Origin of the sequence: Burkholderia sp. WSM2232 (assembly GCF_000472545.1) — a bacterium.
Taxonomy (GTDB): Bacteria; Pseudomonadota; Gammaproteobacteria; order Burkholderiales; family Burkholderiaceae; genus Paraburkholderia.
In genome coordinates this window covers 1-20,596 of record NZ_AWZV01000005.1, presented here as the reverse complement: position 1 = coordinate 20,596, position 20,596 = coordinate 1, and the positions used below count along the sequence as shown (strand labels likewise).

General features: G+C 62.5%; 16 protein-coding genes and 1 rRNA gene. 8 read left to right on the top strand and 9 right to left on the bottom strand.

Annotated elements, in window-relative coordinates; translation table 11 throughout:
- Positions 1-95: 95 nt before the first annotated feature.
- Entirely contained in the window at positions 96-1,178 is a 1,083-nt protein-coding gene (locus F757_RS0104225) for a GlxA family transcriptional regulator (RefSeq protein WP_027210315.1), read from the top strand.
- A gap of 122 nt (positions 1,179-1,300) precedes the next feature.
- On the opposite strand, the gene F757_RS0104220 is transcribed toward F757_RS0104225, so the two are convergent.
- From F757_RS0104220 to F757_RS0104200, 5 genes are all read right to left on the bottom strand, one after another.
- Positions 1,301-2,263 carry a choline ABC transporter substrate-binding protein gene (locus F757_RS0104220; protein ID WP_027210314.1) on the bottom strand — a complete coding sequence of 321 codons (963 nt, stop codon included), beginning with the start codon at positions 2,261-2,263 and terminating at the stop codon, positions 1,301-1,303.
- A 47-nt stretch (positions 2,264-2,310) separates the two neighbouring features.
- Positions 2,311-3,309, bottom strand: a complete 999-nt coding sequence (locus tag F757_RS0104215; RefSeq protein WP_027210313.1) for a GlxA family transcriptional regulator — start codon at positions 3,307-3,309, stop codon at positions 2,311-2,313.
- Positions 3,310-3,316: 7 nt separating this feature from the next.
- Positions 3,317-4,219 carry a choline ABC transporter permease subunit gene (choW, locus tag F757_RS0104210; protein ID WP_027210312.1) on the bottom strand — a complete coding sequence of 301 codons (903 nt, stop codon included), beginning with the start codon at positions 4,217-4,219 and terminating at the stop codon, positions 3,317-3,319.
- On the bottom strand, positions 4,212-5,393 hold the full coding sequence (locus F757_RS0104205) for a quaternary amine ABC transporter ATP-binding protein (protein ID WP_027210311.1): 1,182 nt from the start codon (positions 5,391-5,393) through the stop codon (positions 4,212-4,214). The genes choW and F757_RS0104205 overlap by 8 nt, the downstream gene beginning before the upstream one ends.
- Positions 5,394-5,939: 546 nt before the next feature.
- Positions 5,940-6,257: a DUF4148 domain-containing protein gene (locus F757_RS0104200; protein ID WP_027210310.1), complete on the bottom strand. Its 318-nt coding sequence runs from the start codon at positions 6,255-6,257 to the stop codon at positions 5,940-5,942.
- A 411-nt stretch (positions 6,258-6,668) separates the two neighbouring features.
- On the opposite strand from F757_RS0104200, the gene F757_RS0104195 reads away from it, so the two are divergent.
- Complete coding sequence (locus F757_RS0104195; protein WP_027210309.1) at positions 6,669-7,037, top strand: BON domain-containing protein; 369 nt, start codon at positions 6,669-6,671, stop codon at positions 7,035-7,037.
- Between the two features lie 184 nt (positions 7,038-7,221).
- Here the strand turns inward: F757_RS0104195 and F757_RS0104190 are convergent, their stop codons facing one another.
- Complete coding sequence (locus F757_RS0104190) at positions 7,222-8,238, bottom strand: SDR family oxidoreductase (RefSeq protein ID WP_027210308.1); 1,017 nt, start codon at positions 8,236-8,238, stop codon at positions 7,222-7,224.
- Between the two features lie 373 nt (positions 8,239-8,611).
- Here F757_RS0104190 and F757_RS0104185 point away from each other — a divergent pair, with 373 nt between their 5' ends.
- The 3 genes from F757_RS0104185 to F757_RS0104175 all read left to right on the top strand — a co-directional run bounded on the left by F757_RS0104185 (position 8,612) and on the right by F757_RS0104175 (position 12,882).
- Complete coding sequence (locus tag F757_RS0104185; protein WP_027210307.1) at positions 8,612-10,405, top strand: phospholipase C; 1,794 nt, start codon at positions 8,612-8,614, stop codon at positions 10,403-10,405.
- A 220-nt stretch (positions 10,406-10,625) separates the two neighbouring features.
- Entirely contained in the window at positions 10,626-12,077 is a 1,452-nt protein-coding gene (locus F757_RS0104180; protein WP_027210306.1) for a cytochrome-c peroxidase, read from the top strand.
- 115 nt (positions 12,078-12,192) lie between these two features.
- On the top strand, positions 12,193-12,882 hold the full coding sequence (locus tag F757_RS0104175; protein ID WP_027210305.1) for an HAD family hydrolase: 690 nt from the start codon (positions 12,193-12,195) through the stop codon (positions 12,880-12,882).
- Between the two features lie 6 nt (positions 12,883-12,888).
- On the opposite strand, the gene F757_RS0104170 is transcribed toward F757_RS0104175, so the two are convergent.
- Both F757_RS0104170 and F757_RS0104165 read right to left on the bottom strand, forming a co-directional pair.
- Positions 12,889-13,281: a carboxymuconolactone decarboxylase family protein gene (locus F757_RS0104170; RefSeq protein ID WP_027210304.1), complete on the bottom strand. Its 393-nt coding sequence runs from the start codon at positions 13,279-13,281 to the stop codon at positions 12,889-12,891.
- Between the two features lie 228 nt (positions 13,282-13,509).
- Positions 13,510-15,060 (bottom strand): complex I subunit 4 family protein, encoded by a 1,551-nt coding sequence (locus F757_RS0104165; protein WP_027210303.1) that lies wholly within the window; start codon positions 15,058-15,060, stop codon positions 13,510-13,512.
- 652 nt (positions 15,061-15,712) lie between these two features.
- On the opposite strand from F757_RS0104165, the gene F757_RS0104160 reads away from it, so the two are divergent.
- The 3 genes from F757_RS0104160 to F757_RS0104150 all read left to right on the top strand — a co-directional run bounded on the left by F757_RS0104160 (position 15,713) and on the right by F757_RS0104150 (position 20,236).
- A complete protein-coding gene (locus F757_RS0104160) occupies positions 15,713-16,468 on the top strand; it encodes an ABC transporter ATP-binding protein (RefSeq protein WP_027210302.1) in 756 nt (251 codons plus the stop codon).
- Entirely contained in the window at positions 16,455-19,028 is a 2,574-nt protein-coding gene (locus tag F757_RS0104155; protein ID WP_027210301.1) for an FtsX-like permease family protein, read from the top strand. Before F757_RS0104160 ends, F757_RS0104155 begins: the two co-directional genes overlap by 14 nt.
- Positions 19,029-19,165: 137 nt before the next feature.
- Positions 19,166-20,236, top strand: coding sequence for a lipocalin-like domain-containing protein (locus F757_RS0104150; RefSeq protein ID WP_232221347.1), 1,071 nt, complete (start codon positions 19,166-19,168; stop codon positions 20,234-20,236).
- A 121-nt stretch (positions 20,237-20,357) separates the two neighbouring features.
- Here the strand turns inward: F757_RS0104150 and rrf are convergent.
- Positions 20,358-20,471 (bottom strand): 5S ribosomal RNA (gene rrf, locus F757_RS0104145).
- Positions 20,472-20,596: the final 125 nt, after the last annotated feature.

Below are 20,596 nucleotides of genomic sequence, written 5' to 3'. Positions count from 1 at the left end.
TTGCGGTTGCCAGTCCGGCGCCTTACGATGCATGCCGCGCCGCGACCCGGTGCTATGCTTGGCTCAACTCTCTTTTCTTGTTCCGGCTGCATTGCATGAACTCCGCTGAACCGATTCCCCTGCAATCCATAGACGGTGCGCCGAAAGAGCGCATCCGCTTCGGCATTATTCTTCTGCCGAACTTCACGCTGACGGCGTTCTCGGGTTTCGTCGACCTGCTGCGTCTGTCCGCGGACGAAGGCGACTTCAGCAAACCCGTGCGCTGCTCATGGACTGTCATAGGGGAAACCCTTGCACCGGTGCGCGCGAGCTGCGGCATTCAGATCACGCCGTGGGATACATTCGACAGCGCAGAGGCCTTCGATTACGTCGTCGTGGTGGGCGGCCTGCTGCATTCCGGACCGGCTGCGAGCGACGCGACGCTCGCTTTCATCCGGCGCGCGGCCGCAACGGATGCCACGCTCGTCGGCATGTGCACGGGCGTGTTCTCGCTGATGCGTGCGGGGGTGCTCGACGGCTATCGCATCTGCGTGAGCTGGTTTCACTACTGGGACTTCATCGAACGGTTTCCGGCGGTCAACGAAGAGGCGCTGGTGGCCGACCGGCTCTTCGTGATCGACCGGCGGCGCATTACGTGTTCCGGCGGGCGGGCGTCGATCGACGTCGCAGCGGCCATTCTGCTGCGCCACTTCGAAACCGCGACCGTCCAGAAGGCGCTGCGGATTCTGCTCGTCGACGACATGCAAAAAGGCAACGCGCCGCAGCCGCATCCGCCGGGTCTCGCGCCCGCCACCCATCCGAAGGTCAAGCGCGCGATTCTGCTGATGGAACAGCATGTGGGTCGCTCTCTCTCGCTCGAGGAACTGGCGCGCAAACTCGACCTGTCACCGCGTCAACTGGAGCGGCTTTTCAAGGCCGAAACCGGCAAGGCGCCGCAGGCGTACGCCAAGCAGGTGCGCCTGCGCACCGCTGCCTGGTTGTTGACCAGTTCGGACAAGACAGTGGCGGACATTGCGTCGAGCTGCGGCTTTTCCGATGCGTCGCATCTGGGTCGCGAATTCCGCAAACAATTCGGCCTGCCGCCGATGATGTATCGCGAGCAGCGCGGCACGCCGGCAGAAGCGGAATACGGTGCGGATTACGACGAGACGTTCCCTGGGCGGGCTCAGGCAATTTGAGGTCCTGATTCAGGGGCTTTTCCTGGCTTTTGCCGGGCTTATTGCTGTTGTTTTGGGTTCTTGTTGTCGGCAACCGTCGCACACATTTTCGCGCCGCACCACGCGGCGCGAACATCCATCCATCACTTCCCTGCTACATATGCCTTCACCGCCGGCAAACCGTCCTTGCCGTCGAATGTCGTGACGCCTGCGAGCCACTGGTCGAGTACCGCCGGGTTCGCCTTCAGCCACTCGCGCGCGGCCTTGTTGGGGTCGGTTTTGTTCATGATCGGCAGCATCACGTGGTTCTCGATGTCGGTCGTGAAATGCAGGTTCGACACCAGCTTTGCGACATTCGGGCAGCGCGCCGAATAATCGGTCGGCGTGACCGTCATGACTTTCGCTTCGCCATAGTTCGGGCCGAAGACGTCGTCGCCGCCGGACAGGTAGTCGATTTTCATCTGCACGTTCATTGGATGCGGTTCCCACCCGAGGAACACAATCGGCTTCTTGTCGCGGATCGCGCGGTTCACCTCGACCAGCATGCCCGCCTCGCTCGACTCCACCAGTTTGAACTTGCCGAGCCCGTACTGATTGCTGTCGATCATCTTCTTGATGAGCGCATTGCCGTCGTTACCCGGCTCGATGCCATAGATCTTGCCGCCCAGCTTGTCGTAGTTCTTCGCGATGTCGGCAAACGACTTGATGCCCGCCTGGTACGCGTAGTCCGGCACCGCCAGCGTGTATTTCGCGCCCGTCAGATTCGGCGTGGGCAGCACGTTCACCTGGCCGGCCTTCCTGAACGGATCGATCATCGGGTCCATGGTCGGCGACCAGTAACCGAGGAACACGTCTATCTGCTTACTCTTCACGCCGGCAAAAGTGATGGGTACGGAAGCGATCGTCTTGGTCGGCTTATAGCCGAGTCCCTCCAATACTGTCGACGCAAGCCCGGTCGTGGCCGCAATGTCGGACCAGCCGACGTCGGCAAAACGGACCGCGCGGCACGCGGAAGGTTCCGCGGCAACGGCGGAAGTCACCGACAACGCGGACAATGCAGACGACACGGACAACGCGCACAACGACGCAGCCCACAAACGTTTCATGGCGGTTCCTCAGGGTCTCAGGGTAAGTTGTTGCTTGCTGCGTTCGCTCACGCGGACAACCGCCGCTCCACGCTCGGCGCATGACCGAACTGCGCGCGATACGCCTTACTGAAATGACACGGCGAATGAAATCCGCAGACGGCGGTCACGCGAGCGATCGAAGCGTCGGTGTTGCGCAGCAGTTCACGCGCGCGGCGCAGGCGCAGCGTCAGGTAATAATGGGTTGGCGACACGCTCAGAAACATCTTGAACATGCGCTGCAAATGTCGTTGCGACAGATGCACGAGCCGCGCGAGTTCGTCGAGCGACAGCGGCTCTTCGATGTTCGCCTCCATCAATCGCACTACTTCGATCAGCTCGGCGCGCGTGAAGCCGACACGCGCATCGACGGGAATGTGCTGGTAATCCGTCGAGCCGCGAATCCTTTCCACGATGAACTGTTCGGACACCTGCGCCGCGACCGCATGACCGAGGCGCATGCCGACCAGATTCAGCATCAGATCGAGCGGCGCGGTGCCGCCCGTGCACGTCAGCCGATCGCGATCGATCACGAAGAGCTCGTCGGCAAAACGCACATGAGGGTAGCTCTTGTGCAGCGGCGACATGTCTTCCCAATGCACGGTGCAGCGATAACCGTCGAGCAGGCCCGCGGCGAGCAGTGCATACGGCCCCGTGCAGATGCCGCCGAGCGGTATGCCTTGAGCCGCTACGTCGCGCAGCAACGCGACTACCGTATCGTCCACGTAATCGCGCACATGCCAGCCGGCGCAGACGATTAGCACGTCCGGCATGCCCGCCTGCGCAAGCGTGGTGGTCGGCCTTACCGTAATGCCGTTGCTGGCCCGCGCAGGTTCGCCGTCGGGCGTGATGACCGACCACCTGTAGTGCTCCGCGCGGCCCACGTAGTTGGCCATGCGCAGCACCTCGACCGCGCTCGTGAACGCGATCATCGAAAAGTTCGGCAGGGTCAGGAAGCCTACGTGTGCGAGCCGGGAGAGCGGCGACTCGCACGGGGCCTCGACGTGGGTGATCGCGTCGCGCTTCATAGGCGGCTCAGCTGTGCTGCGCCGTCGGCGCGCGGCGCACCTTCATCAGATTGCGCAAGCCGGAGAGGAGCGGCGCGCGTGCCATGCCGGGCGAGCGGCCAAAGCTCTCCGTAATGCGGTCCAGAATGATCGCGAGCATCACGACCGAAAGTCCGCTCTCGAAGCCAAGCCCGATGTCGAGCCGCTGAATACTGGCGAGCACGTCGTTACCGAGACCGCCCGCGCCCACCATCGACGCGATAATCACCATCGACAACGCCATCATGATGGTCTGGTTTACACCCGTCATGATGGACGGCAGCGCGTTGGGAAACTGGACCTTGTAGAGCAGTTGCCATGGCGTGCAGCCGAACGCCTGCCCTGCTTCGACGATTTCGCGGTTCACGTGCTTGATGCCGAGCGACGTGAGACGTACCGCGGGCGGCATTGCGAAGATCACGGTGGACAGAATTCCGGGCACGCGGCCAAGACCGAACAGCATCGCAGCCGGAATCAGATAGACGAATGCGGGCATGGTCTGCATCAGATCGAGCACGGGACGCACCATCATTTCCACGGTGCGGCTCTTCGCGGTCCAGATGCCGAGCGGCACGCCGAGCACGAGACTGATAAAGGTGGACGACAGCGTGAGGCCCAGCGTAATGACCATCTGGTCCCAGAAGCCAGTGCCGTAGATCAGCAGCATCGCGAGCAGCGTGAACAGCGCAAAACGCCAGCCCACGCGCCATAAACCGATACCGACGAAGAACGCCATGAGCGCCCACATCGGCACTGCTTGCAGGCCGTGTTCGACAATGGCCGCGAAGCTCTCGATGACCTTGCCGATCGAATCAAAGGTCTTTGCGTCGTGATCGAGCAGATAGTGAACGCCGTGATCGACCCAGGCGCCAAGTGGAATGACTTCAGACATGAGAACCTCGATGGCGCGTGAGAACGTGCAGCACGTTCGTCTTGTTGACCGAACCACAGTAGGAGCCGTCTGCTTCGACGACCGGCAAGGGCGCGCGGCTCGCCACCACGCGTTGGACCACATCGTCTAGCGGCGTGCTGCGCCGGATGCATTCCACGTAATTGAGTTTCGCCGACGCGTTGCCCGTTTCGTCGCGGCACACGAAGCCGCGAATCTTGCGCTCGCTGTCGAGCACGAACGCGTATTCCGCGCTGCCGTTCAGCGTTGCCGACACGCTGGACACGTCGATCTGCGCGGAGTGCGAATGCATGAGCGGCACGGCGTCGGTCTGCATCAGATCGCCGGCGGTCAGATAGCGGCTCGTGTCGATGCCTTCGAAGAATGCGCGCACATAGTCGTCGGCGGGATTGGTGATGATCTCCTGCGGCGTGCCGATCTGCACCACCTTGCCGCCTTCCATGATCGCGATCCGCGTGCCAATGCGCATGGCTTCTTCGAGATCGTGCGACACGAATAGAATCGTGCGCTGCTGCTCGCGTTGCAGTTCGAGCAGCACGTTCTGCATTTCCTTGCGCTTGAGCGGATCGAGGGCGGAGAACGCTTCGTCCATGATCATCAGCGACGGGTTCACGGCCAGTGCACGCGCGAGACCCACGCGCTGCTGCATGCCGCCCGACAACTGCGCCGGCAGCTTTTGCGCGAACGGCGCGAGGCCCACCTGCTCCAGCACCGTCATGGCGCGCGCTTCGCGCTCCTTGCGTCCCACCCCCGCGACCTCGAGTCCGAAGGCCGCATTGGAGAGCACCGTGCGTTGCGGCATCAGCGCGAACGACTGGAACACCATGCTCATGTCCTTGCGGCGCAGCGCCGTCAACTCGCTGCGCGGCACGCTGGCCACATCGCGGCCGTCGATCAGCACCTTGCCCGCCGACGGTTCCACCAACCGGTTGATCAGGCGTATCAGCGTCGACTTGCCCGAGCCAGACAGGCCCATGAGCACGAAGATCTCGCCTTCCTTCACTTCGAATGATACGTTGTGAACGCCGACAATCTGGCCGGTGCGCGCGAAAACTTCTTCTTTCGTCGCGCCTCCTGCCAGCATGCCGAGCGCCTGTTTCGGGTTGGTGCCGAACACCTTGCACAGCCCTTCAACCACGACCTTCGGGGAATTCATTGAATGCTCTCCTATGTCGGCCAGAGTCGGTGCGAAGCCCATGCCCTGGTCCCATGCAAAGCTGCGTCGCGGACGTCCGTCCGCGCTGTGCATACATAGTTGCCAGAAAAAAGTACGCCTAGCCGACTATTTGCGACAAGCACATGTGGAAATACGACACCCGTGTCGCATACGCTTCGTCACGCGGACGCGAAACCCTTGCTGGTCAAGGGTTTGAAGGATATCGGCCCTGGCCGCGCGCGATGTCGCTCCAAGGCAAATGAAGGGATTTTTGCGGCGCATGTGAGATGCGCTCGCGAGGTGCAGTAATGCCGCGGCGCAACACAGGATAGGCGCCTAGTGTCACGCTTGCCCGACGCTTCGATCAGCGCAAACGCGACGACGCGAAGCGCCCGCCAGGCGGGCGCGCAAAGCAACATCGGACGAATAGAACGGGCCATGCGACGAGGCGAACAGCGCTACCCGACGCACGCTGCTGCGTCATGAGTCCAAGCCGTGCGGCATGCACCATCGCACCGCACGGCAGCCTCGACTACGGGTTAATGCTTACTGGCTTGCGCCTGTGCCGATACCCGCCTTTTTCTGCGCTTTCTGCAGGTCGCTCGGGTAGTTAGGGTCGTCGCGCGACGGCTGATAACCCGCATCTTCGAGCTTCTTCAACTCAGCATTCTTCTTCGCGCGCGCCTGCTTGCGGGCCGCTTTGCGCTCGGCCTTGGTCGGCTTCGCCGTGCCGGTTGCACCCGGTTGCGCAGTTTGCGCGTCGGTGCCGGGGTTGGTCTGCGCGGCGGCAAGCGGCATGCCTCCCGCTACCAGCGCGGATACTGCAAGGCCGAGCATGATCTGTTTGACGGTATTGCGCTTCATGGGCTGACTCCTCTTAAGTTGGCAAGCGTATTCATGATGTTCACGACGTATGGTTCACTGCCGCGGATGCCGCACGATGCCATGCACGGCTCGCGCTCAGAGCTTAATGCGAAACCGTCTGGCGCGTACTGCTGCGTGCCCCGATTGGTCCAGCCCGCTCGCGTGCATATGATTCACACGCGATTCACACGCGTGGACGCATCTTGCTGCCAGAAGCACACCAGTTCGCGCCATAGTCAGCTTTTTCGAGCATGAGCGCGTGCGCTGGACTATTGTTTAAACGCGCCGGGAGCGCCACCGTAACGGTGGTGGCACAAAACAGGATGCTCCCCGTGAGCACGAAACCGCTCACAGGCGCGGTTTTTCTTGCATGCAACGAAGCGACATTAACCTTTTAAGGATGGAGAAAACGTGAAAACAGTCAACCTTCTGAAGGCGCTCGGCATTGCGTTGTGCGTTGCGACGGCGTCGAGCGCTTATGCGCAAGCGAGCGGCACGACGGACTCCGGCATGGCGGCATCGAGCACTTCGCGCACGAAAACAGTGAAAAAGGCGGACCGCAAGCTCGGGCTGGACGTGCGCAAGGCGTTGTCCAAAGCCCAAGGCTTCGACGTATCGAACGTGTATGTTCGTGCTCGCGGCGGTGCGGTCACGTTGACCGGATCGGTGCCCGACGGCGCACAGATTCCGCAGGCCGAAGAGGTGGCGAAAAACGTCGCCGGCGTGAAATCGGTGTCGAACAAACTGAGTGTGGCCACTCCGAACGGCGGCGGAGGTTAAGTCTCGAGCAGTTGAACAAGCTGGTTCAAAAGCGCGCTGCCGGATTGCATCGGAGGACGAAGGATCGCGCCGGCACCGCACGGGCACTGCTTTGGTGCGACTGCGGCGCTATCCTTTGTCCCGCTATGTGGAGCGTGGGCGCAGCTAAAGCCTGAAGGCAGCAGGCCGCTCACGCCCGGCTTGTTCACACCCGGCTCGTATGCGAGGACCTAGCATAACGCGCCAGCATCCATACCGCAGCGGCGCCCGCGGCAAGCAATGCGGTTTGCCGCGGATGCATCGAAGCCTGCGTATACAAGCTGGATTCGAGCACCCTGCGCTTTTGCCCCGAACGCTCCCGCAATGCCCCATCGGCCCCCTGATTTCCGTCAGGAGTACGCGGCGGTTCGTCTGTGCGTTGCGATGCAATGCCGAAGCGGCTCATTACACGGTCATACAGATTGGGCGCCCGGCGCGCGAACGTCACCATGGCTGCCGATGCCCCACCCACGTAGAGATCGCGAACCGGCGTGCAAGCGGCATGCAGGATCGCCTTCGCGACGATGTCCGGAGCGTAGACCGGCGGCGGTAATTTGGGCTGCACGTCGAGATGGTTGCGCGCGTGCTCGACGAACTGCGTATGAATGCCGGACGGTTTGATCAGCGTTACAGAAACCGGCGCGCGCTCTTCGATCAGCTCCATGCGCAACGCGTCAGTGTAGCCCTTCACTGCGTGTTTCGACGCAACATATGCCGCCTGTAACGGCAAGGCGATATCGGACAGTTCGCTGCCGAGGTTCACGAGCGCACCACCGCGCTGTTTCAGGTGCGCAAGCGCAATCATCGAACCCTGCACCACACCCCAGAAGTTCGTCTCGAACAACGCCTTCTGCTCGTCGATGGGTACATCGGCGCAACGTCCGAAAATCGACGCGCCCGCGTTGTTGACCCATGTGTCGAACCCGCCGAAACGGGCAATGGCCTTGTCCGCCGCTGCCTGCAATTGGTCCGCATTGCCGACGTCGGCGATGGCGTATTCGACGAGCGCGCCCTGGTCGGCGAGTTGGGTGGCGAGCGTGCGCAGCGCCTCCTCGTCGCGTGCGATCAGCATGAGGCGCGCGCCTCTGCTGGCGGCAAGACGCGCAGTGGCAAGACCAATGCCGCTCGTCGCACCTGTAATGACGATCGCCTGCTGCGCTACCGGTTTGAGCTTCACTGTCATGGCAAAGTCCTCGGAAAGATAACGGGTCGCAGCACGCCGGTCTCAGCCGGTGTGCCGCGCGAAGTACGTTTGCCTGCAGCAGCATTCCGCATGCCTCGCGGCCCGCGTATGACCACTGCGTGTGCTGCCTCGCGCCCAACTTTGTTAGCTCCACGTCAGCAACGTTATGCAATTGAAGGTGGATCGAGAGCCGACGTAATATGCGCGCCCTTAAATCTTAATCATCGAGTGTTTCAATGCGCGCAGCCTGTCGGGCTGAAAGATCTCGCATCGGCAGGTTCCGCACCATTTCCAATAAACAGCATCCCCGGCGAATTCCACGCCTGCATCGTTGGAAACGCTGAACGGCGAAGTCGAATCTGGAGCCTGCCACATGTTTCGCAGAACCCTGTTACCCATTCCGTTTGCCGCGCTGCTGACGCTCGCGGCCTGCGGCGATCACAACGTCAATTCGACTGCTTCGTCGACGCCGGCTTCGTCCCCGGCGCCCACCGTGACCGCGCAGGATGCCCTTGCCACCGCCACGCCGATCAAGCATGTGGTCGTGATTTTCGGCGAGAACGTCTCGTTCGATCACTACTTCGCTACCTATCCGCAAGCATCGAACCCCGTCGGCGAACCGCAATTCACGGCAGCAGCGGGCACGCCGACGGTCAACAACCTCGCGAGCAACAACCTGATCGCGACGAACCCGAACGCGCTTCCCACGTCGCCGAATACGGCGGGTCGCACAGTCGGCGCCGTGACGATTGCAGGTTTGGGGCTGCCCGCGGCGGATCTGCTGCCGTTCCGCCTCGATCGTTCGCAGGCGAACACGTCGAGCCAGAATCACGCCTATGCCGCCGAACAGCTCGCGTACAACAACGGCGCAATGGACTCGTTCCCGCTCTTCACGGCCGCTGGTTCGACAATCGCGGGCAGCACTGGCGCATTCGCGACCAAGGGCCAGGTGCTCGGCTATTTCGACGGCAACACTGTCACGGCGCTGTGGAACTACGCGCAGCACTTCGCGATGAACCAGAACGCCTACACCGACACGTACGGTCCGTCGACACCGGGCGCACTCGCTGTGGTCTCGGGGCAGAACAACGGCGTGATCGTGGCGGGCGGCCCGTCGGCCAACGCGATTCCTGATTCAGCCGGCGGCTTTACGATGGTCGGCGACCTCGACCCCACGGGCGACGTCTGTACGATTGCGGCGGGCAGCAAGGTGACCGGCACCATGTCGGCGGCCAACAAGAACATTGGCGACCTGCTCAACGCGAAGAACATCACGTGGGGCGGCTTCATGGGCGGCTTCAATCCGCAGACGGTGAACGCCAACGGCACGACCGGCTGTGCGCGTTCCACGTTCTCGCAGGTGCTCAACGCGACGAAGACCGACTATGTGCAACACCATGCGTGGTTCCAGTACTACGCGAGCACAGCGAACCTCGCGCATACGCGTCCTTCGTCGACCGCGGTGATCGGTGCCACCGATCCGCTGGACAACACCGCAACGCCGGTTCATCACCAGTACGACACCGACGACTTTTTTGCAGCGGTGAAAGCAGGCAACTATCCGTCGGTCAGCTTCCTGAAGGCGCCGGCCGTTGGGGACGGCCATCCGGGCAACTCGGACCCGATCGACGAACAGGCATTCGTCACGAACGTGCTCAACTTCCTGCAGCAGCAGCCTGACTGGAAGAACACGGCCGTGATCATTGCCTATGACGACTCCGACGGCTGGTACGACCACCGCTTCAAGGCGCCGACGAGTTCCTCGTTCGATTCGACCACCGCGCAATCGGCGGGCAGCAAGACGGTGGCGGGCAGCGACAACCTGAGCGCGGCAGGCCAATGCACGGCAGCGGGCGCGGTGCAGCCGCAAGGCGTGAACGGCGGCGCGGTGAATGGCCGCTGCGGTCCGGGCACACGTACGCCGTTTATCGTGGTGTCGCCGTGGGCGAAGGCCAATTTTGTCGACGACACGCCGATCACGCAGGCGTCGGTAGTTCGCTTCATCGAGGACAACTGGCTCGGCGGTCAACGTCTCGGCGGCGGTTCGTTCGACGCCACCGCGGGCAGCATGATGAACATGTTCGACTTCGCGGGCTCGGGCAACAATCCGCCGTTGTATCTGGACCCGAACCTCGGCACGAAGCTGGCGGCGGCTCCAGCCATCTGAGCGCGACGCGGGCGCAAGCCGTGCGTTCATGGTTGGCCGTCGTCAGGCGTAGTTGTCGATGCGATGCGTGTGAGCCGGTTGCCTGCATCGCGGACGAACGCGCTTGCATGACGCAGCGCGTGGCTCGCCTTTCAGCATGGCCGGCCGTCGAGCCAGTGCGCAGGTGCTGGCTCGATTCGCTTTTCCCTCGCATTCGTAGAACTCATTCGTCACCATCGTCATGAACCAGACTTCAGACGCTGCCCTGCCGCCGACATTTCCCGCCGGCGGCGAACCGGGCCCTGTCCGCGTGCAACGCTCGTTACGCGGCGTCATTGCGTGGGCCGCTGCGTGCATCGTCAGCGCGACCGTTGCATTCGGTGCGTATGCACTGATCTACCCAGAGCGCATGCCGGTTGCGCTCGGCGCGGTTGTCGAAGAGATTACTGGCGCGAATCCGCAGCCGGTGCATCTGCTGCGTCCCGCGCGCGCACCGTTGAGTGCGGTTGCACTGCTTGGCAAGGAGATATTCTTCGACCAGTCGTTATCCGCTTCGGGCACGCAGTCGTGCGCGTCCTGCCACTCGCCGAACAGCTCTTATTCGCCGGATAATGCGTTTCCGGTTCAACTCGGCGGCGCGCATATGAACGAAGCCGGTTATCGTCCGCCGCCGTCGCTCACTTATCTGTATCGTCAGGCGCCGTTCAGTATTGGTCCGGACCAGGGCGACACGGACGCGCCGGTGGACCTGACGCAACTAGCTTCACAAGCCGCTGGCGCGCAACGCGCGCAAAAGACGGCACTCGCCGCGCCTGCTGCTGCGGCGATGGTGCCGCAAGGCGGTCTCTTCTGGGACGGACGCGCCGATACTTTGCAGGACCAGGCAATCGGGCCGCTAACCAATCCGGTGGAAATGGCTAACAGGACGCCGCAAGACGTTGCGCAGAAGCTTTTGCACACCCGCTACATCGGCCAGTTCAAGCAGATTTTTGGACCGGCCATCGAGGCGAACCCCAGTCTGCTGGTGTCCGAGGCGATGTTCGCCGTGGGGCGTTATCAGATTGAAGACCCGTCGTTCCACGCCTTTACCAGCAAGTATGACTATTGGCTGGAAGGCAAGGCCCGCTTGACGCGTGCCGAACTGCACGGCCTGCAACTGTTCAACGACAAGGACGAGGCCAACTGTGCGGGATGCCACCTGAGTCAGCCTGGCAAGGACGGCTTGCCGCCGGTGTTCACCGATACCCAATTCGAGGCGCTTGGCGTGCCGCGCAATCCGGCTATTCCTGCTAACAGCGACCCGAGCTTCTTCGATATGGGGGTATGTGGGCCGTTTCGTCATGACCTCGCAAAAGAGACGCAGTACTGCGGCATGTTTCTCACGCCGACGCTGCGCAATGTCGCGAACCGCAAGGTGTTCTTTCACAATGGCGTGTATCACGACCTGAAACAGGTGATGGACTTCTACAACCTGCGCAATACGTCGCCGGAAAAAATCTATCCGCGCGACGCGTCGGGCAAGGTGCAGAAGTACAACGATCTGCCCGCGCAGTATCACGCGAACGTGGATGCTTCTGACGCGCCTTTCGACCGGAAATTGGGCGATAAGCCCGCGATGAGCGACGCGGATATCGAGGACATCATCGCGTTCATGAAGACGTTGAGTGACGGGTATCGCGTCGGGGGATCGTGATTCGCGAGGACTGCGAGCAGGATGGAAGAACTGTTGCATGCGGGCCTGTTCGCTGACGGGCAGCGCCCCGCTTGTTGAGGTATCCTAGCCCGTTCTGCGATCCACGCCCTGTCCGATGACTCATTTCCCCTTCGACGCCGTTCTTTTCGATTGCGACGGCGTGCTCGTCGACTCCGAACCGATTACCAACCGCGTGCTCACTGAGATGCTCGGCGAACTGGGCTGGCAATTGAGCGTCGAGGAGACCATGCGCATTTTCGTCGGCAAGGCGGTGAAAGACGAAGCGTCGTTGATCGAAGCGCGCACTGGTGTGGCGATTACAACTGACTGGCTGATGCAATTCCGCGCACGCCGAAACGCGGCGCTCGACCGGGAACTCAAGGCCATTCCCGGCGCGGCAGCGGCCGTGCGCTCGCTTCATACCACGCTGAACGGACGCATCGCAGTGGCATCCGGCGCGGACCGTATCAAGGTTGAGTTGCAGTTGAATAAGGCAGGTATCCTGGACTGCTTCACAGGACGCATCTTCAGCGGACATGAAACGCCGCGCAGCAAGCCGTTTCCCGATGTCTATCTCGCGGCGGCGGCAGCGCTCAATGTCGACCCGTCCCGCTGCGCGATTATCGAAGACACGGTAACGGGTGCGACTGCAGGGGTGGCAGCCGGCGCGACGGTGTTCGGCTATTGCCCGGACGAACTCGGCCACAGCAGCGCGCAGGCGTTGCAGGCGGCGGGCGTCGTGCAGGTGTTCCGGGACATGGAGGCCTTGCCGCGCCTGCTCGCCGCGTGGCACCGCGCTGCGTGATTCCGGCTATTCGAAGGCAGGATCGATGGGCACACGGTAGCCGACCGCGAGCCGGTTGGTTTCGTTAGCCATCCCAACCACTGCGAGCAGCTCGCCGAACATTTCATCGGTCATGCCCGCGCGGCGGGCTGCAGCGGTGTGGCTTGCCACGCAATAGCCGCAGTTGTTCGTCACGCTCACGGCCACGTAGAGCAGTTCCTTTATCAAAGGATCGAGAGCGCCCGGCGCCATCACGTCCTTCAAACTCTCCCACGTGCGTGCCAGAGTCGGCGGATGCTGCGCGATGTACTTCCAGAAGTTGTTGACGTCCTCGACCTGGCGGGTCTCCTTGATATCGTCGTAGACGGCTTTGACGGCGGGCGACGCTGCGCCATACTCAACAGGCTTTTGCTGGCTCATGGATTCTCCTTGGCGTGACTGCGTGAAAAGCGCGATTCGCGCCGGGCGCGACATGCACGTCATGTGTAGCATGCGCGCCCGGCCCGGCATGCGCGTCGAATATGCACGCGCACGGCCGAACCGCGATCCAGCTCACGTTAGCATCAATCCATTAACCAGGTATTAGCCAGGCACCAACCAGGCACTCACCAGGCATTAACCAGGCACCAACCACGCACCAACCAGGCATTAACCAGGCGTGCGCGCAGCCACTGTTGCGGGCGCCGCCGCCTGCAGATGCTCGTTGTTCTCGCCCGGAGTCGGCTCCGCGGGCCGCGTCGAGCGCTCCGATTGCGCGAGCAACGTACCGACCGAAGGATCGATTGCATCGGTAAAAGGCTTCGGATCGAGCCCGATCGCGAGTACCAGCAACGCCATTGCACCCAGCAGCACGAATTCGCGCTTGCCGAGATCTTTGAGGGTCGCGACTCGCGCATTTGCTATCGCGCCGAAAATCACGCGCTTGTACATCCACAACGTGTAAGCGGCACTCAGAACAAGCGTGGAAGCCGCGATTGCACCAATCCAGAAGTTGAAGCGAATCGTGCCCATCAGCACCATGAATTCGCCGACAAAGCCGGACGTACCGGGCAGACCGATATTGGCCATCGAGAACAACATCACAAACGCCGCGAAACGCGGCATGGTGTTCGCGACGCCGCCATATTCGTCGATTGCGGCGGTCTTCGTGCGATCGTAGAGCATGCCCGTGCACAACAGCATGGCCCCCGAGACGACGCCGTACGAGAGCATCTGCACGATTGCACCGGCCTGCCCGATACGGTTGAACACGAAAAGACCCAGCGTAACGAGTCCCATGTGGGCCACGGTCGAATACGCGAGCAGCCGACGCATGTCGGTCTGTACTAGCGCGAGAAGGCTCGCGTAAATCACGGCGACGAGCGAGAGCGTGATCATCATCGGCGCGAAAAAGTGGCTTGCCTGCGGAGCGATGGGCAACGCGAAGCGCAGCAGCCCGTAGCCGCCGAGCTTGAGCATGCCGATCATCACGGCGGCGCCGGTGGGCCCGTCCAGGTGCACGTCGGGTAGCCATGTATGCAGCGGCCACATCGGCACTTTCACGCCGAATGCGGCGAGAAAGCCGAGGAAGATCAGCACCTGGGGCATCGTGCCCAGCCGCGTTTCGCGCCACATCGCGAGGTCGAAACTGTGCGTCTGGCTGTACAGATACAGCATCGACATCAGCATCATCAGCGAGCCGAGAAACGATACGAAGAAGAACTTTACCGCGGCGTACGAGCGGTTCGCGTGGCCCCACGTACCGATCAACAGGTATAACGGAATCAGCGTTGCTTCGAACGCGACGAAGAACATCATGCCGTCGAGCGACGTAAAAACGCCCTGCATGAAGCCCGACAACATGAGAAAGGCGCCAAAGTACTGCGCGGTGCGCCGGGTGATCGACTCCCACGAAGCAATCACGATGATGATCGTGGTCAACGCGGTGAGAGCAACGAGCCACAGCGAAATGCCGTCGACGCCCACGTGCCAGGCAATGTCGAAGGTCGGCGACCATCTGATGTTCTCGATGAACTGCATCGACGTGACGTCGTTGCGAAAGCCCGCCACCAGCGGAATCACCGGCACGAAGCCGGCAACCGCGCCGGCCAATGCAAGCCAGCGTGTACGGGCGAGTGCCGTGTCGGACCCGGCCCGCATCACCACCAGCCCGGCGACGATAGGGATCCAGATGAGTAGACTGAGAAGAGGCAATGGCATGTGCGCTATCGGAGACTTGAAGGACAAAACGCCGCCCCATGCTTTCCATTTAGAAAGCATTGAAGCGAATATGTAGGCTTTGTGTTTGGCGGAAGATCGCGAACGCGCTGCTACGGAGGTTCACGTTTACCCGCAGTCGAACGACAAGGGTGGGAGATTACCAAGATAAGAATAATTTTGCATCGCAACAATGCACCCAGGTCATGGACAATGCAGTATTGCGACGAGAACCCCTTGCGAAACGGATAAAAATGTGCAATCGCACAATGCTCGCGGGGTGCTGGCACGGCCCGCACTTTTTGCCCGCCGAAGCGCGCTTTTGGGCAGTATTTGGGAGGAAATAGAGAGGCGAATTATCCAGACCGAGCGAACGCCTGTTCACCTGTCGGGAGCACCCAGTTCAGCGCTCCATTTTTTCGCCTGCTTTTCCGGCACTGCGGGTATCCGTCGGAAATATTTTTATTTGCGCAGACGAGCCCCGGCGCACCCCGCTGCGGCAGCAAACGTTCGCGAGAAACTTCCCACGAAAGCAGACAAGCGGCTCTTTCGACGCGCCTTACAGAAGCCGAATATACTCAGCGCTCAACAGGCCGAAAGCTGCGCACTTCACCGAACGAAACGCCGCCGCCCGGCCACATTTCGCGGACCCTGCATGCAGTTTCATGACAAAGGCGAAAGCGCGCCTGCCGCACTCGAGTGCCGCGCACTGAGCAAGCGCTACGGCAGCGGCCGCGTCGTGCTCGATCATCTCGACTTCACGCTCGCGCCCGGCGAGTTCGTTGCGATCATGGGCGACTCGGGCGTCGGCAAATCGACGCTCCTCAATCTGATTGCCGGTCTCGATCAGGCGGATGGCGGGGAAGTGACCATCGGCGGCACTGCCGTTTCGCGTCTGGACGACAACGCGGCGACACGTTTGCGCCGGCAGAAACTCGGATTCGTGTTTCAGGCCTTCCATGTGCTGCCGCATCTCACGCTCGCGCAAAACGTCGCGTTGCCGCTGCTGTTGAATGAATTGCCGGTTGCCGGGGCGCTGCAGATGCTCGCGGCAGTCGGGCTCGAAGGCCGCGGCGACGATTTTCCGCGCCAACTGTCTGGGGGCGAGCTGCAACGCGTTGCCATCGCGCGAGCACTCGTGCATCGCCCTACTCTGATTCTCGCCGACGAGCCGACGGGCAATCTCGATCCCGACACTGCGCACGGGGTGCTCGAGCTGTTTAGCGCTCAATGCAAGGCGACTGGGGCGGCCACGATCATGGTCACGCATTCCGAAGCCGCGGCCGCCGTTGCGGACCGCATCCTGATTCTCAGCGAGGGCGGCCTGCACGGCGCGCCGCAAGCGCGGGCGCCTTCACGAGAACATCACGGCTTGCAACCGGCAGCCCGTTCAACCAATGACGCCCGCTGATCCGCTAGCCGCCGCGCAAACCCGCGGGCATCGCACTCTCGCGCGCTGGCTGCTTGGCGCGGAGTGGCGCAGTCATCGGGGACGCGCACTGGTTGCAATTGCAACGATCGCGCTCGGCGTGGCGCTCGGCTACGCGGTGCAGCTCATCAATAGCGCGGCCTTCAACGAATTTTCCGCCGCGGCGCGCAGCCTCTCCGGCGAAGCCGATTTGCAGGTGCGCGGCGCGCAAGCTCTGTCCGACGAGTCGATCTACCCGCGCCTTGCCAACAAGCCAGGTGTTGCGCTCGCGAGCCCGGTTCTTGCGCTGGACGTCGGCGTGCACGAGCACAACGCCACGTTGCAAGTGCTCGGCATCGACGTATTCAGGGCGAGCCGCATTGCGCCCGATCTGATCGGCGTAGCGTCGGCCGCTCGGCCTTTCGACACGCTCGCCGCGGACGCCGTGTTCCTTTCCACGGCCGCGCAAGAATGGTTGCGCGTCAAAGCGGGCGACCGGATCGCGCTGCAGAACGGCACGTCCCTCGTGCCTCTGCGCGTGGCCGGCGGCATCACGAGGACACGGCCAGGTCAACGCCTTGCCGTCATGGATATTGCCGCCGTTCAATGGAAATTCGGCCTGTTGGGCAAGCTCTCGCGGGTCGACGTACAACTCGAACGCGGCGTCGACCGCGAGCGCTTCAAGCGCGCATTGCAGAACGAGCTGGGCAGTCAATGGATCGTCTCCGAGAGCCGCGACGTCGAGAGCCGCACGGACAGGCTCTCGCGTGCCTATCGGATCAATATGAACGTGCTCGCGCTGGTCGCGCTTTTCACCGGCGCGTTCCTCGTATTTTCGACGCAGGCGCTGAGCGTGGTGCGTCGCCGCGCGCAGTTCGCGATGCTGCGCGTGCTCGGACTCACGCGCGGCCAGCTATTGCGTCAGATTCTGCTGGAAGGCGCGCTGCTCGGCCTACTTGGATCGCTGGGCGGTCTCGCGCTGGGTTTCGCGCTCGCGGCCGGGGCGTTGCACTTTTTCGGCAGCGATCTCGGCGGCGGCTATTTTCCCGGCGTGCAGCCGCAAGTCGGATTCGAGCCGCTCGCAAGCGCGGTGTTCCTGACGCTCGGCGTCGCGGTGGCTGTGCTTGGCAGTCTTGCGCCGGCGCTGGAGGCGGCGCGCGCCCGGCCAGCGGCAGCGCTCAAGGCGGGCGCCGAAGAAGGCGCACTCGCTCGGCTCGCTACACCGTGGCCTGCGTTGCTGTGTCTGCTGGCCGGCGCCCTGCTAAGCCAGGCGCCGCCGTTCTCCGACGCGCCCATTGGCGGTTACGCGGCGGTCGCCCTGCTGCTGGTCGGCGGAATCGCGTTGATGCCGCGCGTCACGGCCTCTGTTTTCCGCACCGCAGACCGGGCGTTCGCCGCGCGCCCGCGGCGCGGCGCGGCGAGCACGCTCGCGCTTGCGCGGCTGGCGAATGCGCCGGGTCATGCGTCGATTGCAATGGGCGGCGTGCTGTCGAGCTTCGCGCTGATTGTCGCGATGGCGATCATGGTCGCGAGCTTCCGTGTATCTGTGGAAGACTGGCTCGTTCATCTGCTGTCGGCCGATCTGTATGTGCGCACCGCACAACACAGCGAGTTGGGTGGCCTGAGCCTGGACGAACAGCGTCGGCTGGCGGCTGTGCCCGGTATTGCAAAGGCGGCCTTCGCGCGGACTTCCCCTATCACGCTCGATCCGTCGCGCCCCGACATCGCGGTAGTCGCCCGGGAGATAGACGGGAACGACCCAGGGGCCAATCTGCAAATGACAGGACCCGTACTGCCTGCGCGCGAACTGAAGCGCGATGAAACACCTGTTTGGGTGTCCGAAGCAATGGTCGATCTGTACGGCTACAGACTCGGGCAACATGTGCGCCTGCCGCTCGGCGGGCGCGGAGGTGAGTTCGTCGTCGCGGGCGTATGGCGTGATTACGTGCGACAAAGCGGTGCGATCCAGATACGGCTCGCCGATTATCGCCGCCTCACGACAGACATGACCGCTACCGATGTCGCTGTCAGCGTCGAACGAGGCGTGAGCGTTGAGCGCGTCATAGCGGGGCTGCGTGCACTGCCGTTCGGCGCGACGCTGGACATCTCACAGCCCGGCGAAATTCGCGCGCGCACGCTTGTGATTTTCGACCGCAGCTTTGCCGTAACGTATCTTCTCGAGGCCGTTGCAATCGTGATCGGCCTGTTCGGCGTAGCCGCGACATTTTCCGCGCAGACGCTCGCGCGCGCCCGCGAATTTGGCATGCTGCGGCACGTCGGCGTAACTCGCACGCAGATCCTTGCGATCCTCGCGCTCGAGGGCGGCATGCTCACGGCGTGCGGCATTGCAGTGGGCTTCGTTCTCGGATTCGCGATCAGCCTGATTCTGGTATTCGTCGTCAATCCCCAGTCGTTTCATTGGAGCATGTCGCTGCATGTGCCGTGGACCATTCTTGGTACCGTTGCCGTCGTGATGCTGGCGTCATCGGTGTCCGCCGCCGTGGTCGCGGGACGCGGCGCGGTGTCGGTCAATGCGGTACGCGCAGTCAAGGAGGACTGGTGATGCGTGCGTGGCTGCGGTTAGCGACTCGCAACGCGGCGAGTCACGCGCGGGTGGACGTTTTGGAGCCCGTTGCCGCTACGCGGTTCAGCCCTATCCGTTGGGTCCTGCACTGCATTTCTGCCTTGCCGGTTATCGGCATGCTTGCAGTCGCACCGTGCTTCGCCGCACCGCCGGAGTTTGCCGTAGTCACCCAGGAGCATCCGGTCAAGCTGCCGACGGACACCGGCGCTCACGCCAGCTTTCGCACCGAGTGGTGGTACGCGACAGGCTGGCTGACCACGCCGGAGAACAAGCCGCTCGGTTTTCAGATCACGTTCTTCCGCTCCGCAACGGGCCATGATGCGGCCGATCCAAGTGCTTTTGCGCCGACTCAATTGATCATTGCGCACGCTGCGTTGAGTGACCCCGCGCTCGGTCACCTCGTGCACGATCAGCGGATTGCCCGCCAGGGGTTCGGGCTCGCTTATGCGAAAGCCAATAACACAGACGTCAAGCTCGATACATGGAAAATCGTGCGGGCCGCCGACGGCCACTACGATGTCACTGCGGACGCGGGCGAGTTCGCGCTGCATCTCGCGCTGACGCCGACGCAGCCACCCCTGATTCAGGGTGAGCGCGGTTATTCGCGCAAAGGTCCGCGTCCCGAACAGGCCAGCTATTACTACAGCGAGCCGCAATTGCGGGTATCCGGCAGCGTGATGCGACCGAGCGCCAGCGGCGGTTCATCGCAACCGCCGACTGTGGTGACTGGCGTGGCATGGCTCGATCACGAATGGTCGAGCACTCTGCTCGACGCCAATGCTGCGGGATGGGACTGGCTGGGCGCCAACCTGTCCGACGGTTCCGCTTTGATGGCCTTCAAGGTTCGCAGCCGCGACGGACACGCCGTCTGGGCGCACGCCGCATTGCGCGATCGCGCCGGACGCGTCACGTCCTTTGGCCCGAGCGAGGTCGACTTCGCGCCACGCCGCATGTGGCGCTCGCCGCACACGAACACGCTGTATCCGGTGGCGATGACAGTCAGAACCGGCGCGCTGAACTGGCAGCTCGATCCGCTGATGGACGACCAGGAACTGGACTCGCGGCAATCTACGGGCGCGGTGTACTGGGAAGGCGCAACGCGGGTGAGCCGCGATGGCGTAGAAGTCGGGCGCGCCTATCTGGAACTGACGGGTTATGCGGACGCGTTGCGCATCGGAGGGAAGTGAGTGCCCGACGCGGGTGACGGTGTGCGCCTTTCTGCGGGCGTTTTTTCTACCGCGTAATTTTTCTCCGCGTAAACGCCGCAACCCCACCTTTGTGGGGTGGGGTTGCGGACACTGCTGGGGAGCCTGACGATTACCTACTTTCACACGGGTAATCCGCACTATCATCGGCGTGGAGTCGTTTCACGGTCCTGTTCGGGATGGGAAGGGGTGGGACCGACTCGCTATGGTCATCAGGCTTTGACGGGTTGCCGTGTCGCGTTTGGGCGGCACAGCCAATCTGGGAAGAAGTAGTTTCTGGTGATGCTTACCAGGGTGAAGCGGGTTGTGGTGTTTCTGGCACAACAACGATCTCTCAACTGT

What these genes read in the sequence shown, in the direction of transcription:
- F757_RS0104225 (WP_027210315.1), top strand. Translation starts at nt 96, where the DNA reads ATGAACTCCGCTGAACCGATTCCCCTGCAATCCATAGACGGTGCGCCG.
- F757_RS0104220 (WP_027210314.1), bottom strand. Translation starts at nt 2,263, where the DNA reads ATGAAACGTTTGTGGGCTGCGTCGTTGTGCGCGTTGTCCGTGTCGTCT.
- F757_RS0104215 (WP_027210313.1), bottom strand. Translation starts at nt 3,309, where the DNA reads ATGAAGCGCGACGCGATCACCCACGTCGAGGCCCCGTGCGAGTCGCCG.
- choW (WP_027210312.1), bottom strand. Translation starts at nt 4,219, where the DNA reads ATGTCTGAAGTCATTCCACTTGGCGCCTGGGTCGATCACGGCGTTCAC.
- F757_RS0104205 (WP_027210311.1), bottom strand. Translation starts at nt 5,393, where the DNA reads ATGAATTCCCCGAAGGTCGTGGTTGAAGGGCTGTGCAAGGTGTTCGGC.
- F757_RS0104200 (WP_027210310.1), bottom strand. Translation starts at nt 6,257, where the DNA reads ATGAAGCGCAATACCGTCAAACAGATCATGCTCGGCCTTGCAGTATCC.
- F757_RS0104190 (WP_027210308.1), bottom strand. Translation starts at nt 8,238, where the DNA reads ATGACAGTGAAGCTCAAACCGGTAGCGCAGCAGGCGATCGTCATTACA.
- F757_RS0104185 (WP_027210307.1), top strand. Translation starts at nt 8,612, where the DNA reads ATGTTTCGCAGAACCCTGTTACCCATTCCGTTTGCCGCGCTGCTGACG.
- F757_RS0104180 (WP_027210306.1), top strand. Translation starts at nt 10,626, where the DNA reads ATGAACCAGACTTCAGACGCTGCCCTGCCGCCGACATTTCCCGCCGGC.
- F757_RS0104175 (WP_027210305.1), top strand. Translation starts at nt 12,193, where the DNA reads ATGACTCATTTCCCCTTCGACGCCGTTCTTTTCGATTGCGACGGCGTG.
- F757_RS0104170 (WP_027210304.1), bottom strand. Translation starts at nt 13,281, where the DNA reads ATGAGCCAGCAAAAGCCTGTTGAGTATGGCGCAGCGTCGCCCGCCGTC.
- F757_RS0104165 (WP_027210303.1), bottom strand. Translation starts at nt 15,060, where the DNA reads ATGCCATTGCCTCTTCTCAGTCTACTCATCTGGATCCCTATCGTCGCC.
- F757_RS0104160 (WP_027210302.1), top strand. Translation starts at nt 15,713, where the DNA reads ATGCAGTTTCATGACAAAGGCGAAAGCGCGCCTGCCGCACTCGAGTGC.
- F757_RS0104155 (WP_027210301.1), top strand. Translation starts at nt 16,455, where the DNA reads ATGACGCCCGCTGATCCGCTAGCCGCCGCGCAAACCCGCGGGCATCGC.
- F757_RS0104150 (WP_232221347.1), top strand. Translation starts at nt 19,166, where the DNA reads ATGCTTGCAGTCGCACCGTGCTTCGCCGCACCGCCGGAGTTTGCCGTA.